The 3488-nt window shown below is 32.2% G+C and carries 5 protein-coding genes; all 5 read left to right on the top strand.

What is annotated here, in order from left to right; all coding sequences use genetic code 11:
• The first annotated feature begins 344 nt into the window (after positions 1-344).
• Positions 345-1508, top strand: coding sequence for a DUF262 domain-containing protein (locus QVO42_RS06180; RefSeq protein WP_022425280.1), 1164 nt, complete (start codon positions 345-347; stop codon positions 1506-1508).
• A gap of 42 nt (positions 1509-1550) precedes the next feature.
• Positions 1551-2036, top strand: coding sequence for a hypothetical protein (locus QVO42_RS06175; RefSeq protein ID WP_087252176.1), 486 nt, complete (start codon positions 1551-1553; stop codon positions 2034-2036).
• A gap of 11 nt (positions 2037-2047) precedes the next feature.
• Positions 2048-2173, top strand: coding sequence for a hypothetical protein (locus QVO42_RS06170; protein ID WP_022425278.1), 126 nt, complete (start codon positions 2048-2050; stop codon positions 2171-2173).
• A gap of 65 nt (positions 2174-2238) precedes the next feature.
• Positions 2239-3210, top strand: coding sequence for a caspase family protein (locus QVO42_RS06165; RefSeq protein WP_022425277.1), 972 nt, complete (start codon positions 2239-2241; stop codon positions 3208-3210).
• Between the two features lie 30 nt (positions 3211-3240).
• On the top strand, positions 3241-3488 hold a 248-nt coding region (locus tag QVO42_RS06160; protein WP_288163940.1), incomplete at its 3' end, for a hypothetical protein.

The raw sequence follows: 3488 nt of genomic DNA, 5'->3' as shown, positions 1-3488 counted from the left end.
ATAAGCATAAAATTTGCATTATCTGTGAAGGCAATGAGGAATATGAGTATCTTAAGCGTAATAGGTTCGATCCATATTTATATGTAATGCAAATTTTTCTTGGCTAATTTTTTGAGAAATTCGTAATTGTTTAATTGCCATGCCAAAATATAATTGAATATTCATAAAATCACCTCTTTTTTATCATAAAATTAAGAAGATTATAAGACAACGGATTATAAGTCACAAATTGTATTGGCACATAAATTAAAATGGAGTAGCAGCTATTGACAAAATGAATAAAAACTGATAAATTTAATAAAAACAATGAAGCTGCTAAAAAAAGCAGCTAGAAAGGAGACGAAATGAATATTAACAAACAATTGTTGGAGGCTGCAAATCTTAATCCAACAAAAAATAGTAGACAAGAATATATTTTTACGTTATGTGAGTATATAGAAAAGAATGAATTAACATTGCCTTTATATCAAAGAGATGTTAGTTGGACATTGGCAAAATGTGTTGAATTGTTAAATTATCAACTTTTAAGTAAATCTCCCATATCTGCAATCTCCATTAACATAATAAATAATACAGAAAAGGAATTTGCAGTACCACAAGTTTCTTTTATAGAAAGGGAATTACTTTCTGAAACTGTAAGAGGGCAGATGTCTGTTGTAGATGGGCAACAGAGGTTAACGACAAATTATAAAGCATATTGCAATCATCCAGATTTAAAAAGTGTAGTGTTAGATTTAGGAAAGGGAGAATTTGTTATAAACGCAGAAGCATATCGGAAAAATCAGGTACCAGTTGGTGTGCTCTTGAATAAAGATGATAACAAACTAATTACTTATACAGAAAAAAATAAAGCTTTGGCATCACCAATGGTAGTAAATGCGTTACTACAGATTAGAAATAAAATAAAGACTTACCAATATACAATTAATTTTGCAACAGATCTTACCGAAGATGAGCAGATTAACTGGTTTGAGGTCTTGAATAATGCAGGAAGTCGTGTAAGTATTATTCAAATGAGATTTTCTAAATTGAAAGCACATGGTATTGATGTGTATACACAATATACGCATGTATATCGTAATAAGGTACAGGAATATGGATATGATTTTTTTACACCGCAGAAGACAAATGTTTCATATTCAATTGCAGCATTAAATCCAGCGTATGAAGTGCTTGTTTCCGGTAAACATTCGAATAATTTTGCACCTATTTCATCTGACACAAAAGAAAATCAGCTTTGCAACTTAGAGCCAGATAAATTAAAAGAATGCTTTGAAATGACATTAGAAGCATTGGAAAGAGCTTTGAAGTTTATAGAAAATAATGATTTGGAAAAATTTAATCGTTCTGATTATGTGAATTATCTCGTTGGGTATTTTGTATTCCATAGAGAAGATATTTCGGATAAGCAAAGAGAGAAATTGATAAATTGGTATAATGGTGTTGAATTTACTAATAAATCAAATACTGCTCGGAGAAAGATTTACACGGATCTGCTAAAGATATGAGGATAAGGGGATCCGGTTTTTATCAGAGTTGGGGAAAATAATATGCAAGAGAAGTACTGGAAATATATGGTTCAAATTAAAGCATGGATATTCTATTTAGATGTGTATACAGAAGATTCTTACAGATGGGATAGGATCATTAATATTGTTGTGGCAATTGCGTCTTCAACAAGTATTGCGGCATGGGCTATATGGCAGAAATATTCGTTTGTCTGGTCTATTATAATAGCAATTTCGCAGGTGTTAACAACGATTAAAGGTTTTTTGCCGTATAGTAAGCGATTAAAGATGTTAGTTCCATTTATGGAAGATTTAAAATTTCTATATAACAAAATAGAATATAATTGGTTTAAAGTAGCATCGGGAGATTTGTCAGAGAACGAGATAAATGAATTATTATATTCTTTTAAGGATGAGTTTGCCAATATAGAAAATAAAAACTTAAAAGAAGAGACATTATTAGAAAAAGATAATTTTAGAGAAATTGCCGATAGGAAAAATGATGCATATTTTGCAAATAATTTTTAAGAGGTGTAAGTATGGACGAAAATAATAAACAAAATAAACCAACTGGAGAAAAAAAAGGAGGAAAAAGGGGGTTTTCACTTCCTCCGACAACTTCGAAACCACCAATGCCACCGGTAAAACCGCCCAAAAAGAAATAAAAGATAATCGGTTGTGGGGAGTAGTAATGTAGGTGTATACTTAGAGATAAGAAAGGGGGATGAAAATGAGAAAAGCATTGTGTGTAGGAATTGATTGTTATGAGCATGTGGATGATTTGCATGGTTGTGTAAATGATGCTAATTCAGTAAAAGCAGCTTTAGAGCGAAATGGGGATGGAACTTTAAATTTTGAAGTAAAACTCATGTGTGCTACCAGTGAGGCATCATATATAAACAGAAATGATTTAAGGGATGCTATAGAAAATTTATTTAAAACTGATTCGGAAATAGCAGTTTTATATTATTCAGGTCATGGCTCATTCGATGCATTAGGAGGATATTTATGTACGAGTGAAATACAACGTCCTGATGAAGGCGTGTCATTAAATGAAGTGATGGGATTTGTGGCACAATCGAAAGCAAGAAATAAGATCATTATACTGGATAGTTGTTTTAGTGGAGCAATTTCTAATCCTGTAGAAATGCAGAATTATTCTGTGTTACATAATGGGACAACGATACTTGCAGCTTGTGGACCATCAGAATATGCTTCAGAAGAAAATGGACATGGCATTTTTACTTCTCTTTTAGTTGAAGCATTGTATGGTGGTGCTATGAATTTATTAGGTGAAGTGTCACCAGGTAGCATCTATTCTTATATTGATCGTTCATTGGGAGCGTGGGATGAGCAAAGACCGTTATTTAAGGCCAACATTAGTAGCTTTGTTTCATTAAGAAAAAATGCACCGCCGATTCCTATTGCAGAATTACGACAAATAACGGAAATATTTACTTCACAATATGATGAATATCCATTAGATCCAACTTATGAACCTGATAAACATGAAGCAGATGTTAAAGATGTAAACAAAGAGCATGAGGCTATATTCGCAACTTTGCAAAGATTTGTAAAATTGAATTTGGTAATTCCGGTGGGAGAAGAACATATGTATTATGCTGCAATTCATCATAAATCTTGTAAGTTAACGGCACAGGGACAACATTATTGGCAACTGGTAAATAAGAATACCATCTAAGTGAAAGCAATGTAGAAGGAGAAGATTTAAATGATAAATGTATTTATACCACATCGTTGGAACAATGATGACTATGAAACAATTACTGCATTATTGGATAGAACAAAATATAATGTAAGAGATTATTCTGTCCCAAGTAGCTCACCGTTTGACAGTATTGATAGGCGATATAATGTAGATCCGCAAATCCAAAGACAGATTAAATATGCAAATGTTGTTGTTTGTTCAAATCGTCCAGCAAATAATTACGGAATGTCGATGGATGAGATACAATTTGC

The organism is Catenibacterium sp. CAG:290 (genome assembly GCF_000437715.1).
GTDB lineage: Bacteria > Bacillota_I > Bacilli_A > Erysipelotrichales > Coprobacillaceae > Catenibacterium > Catenibacterium mitsuoka_A.
This window is presented reverse-complemented; position numbering and strand designations above follow the sequence as displayed.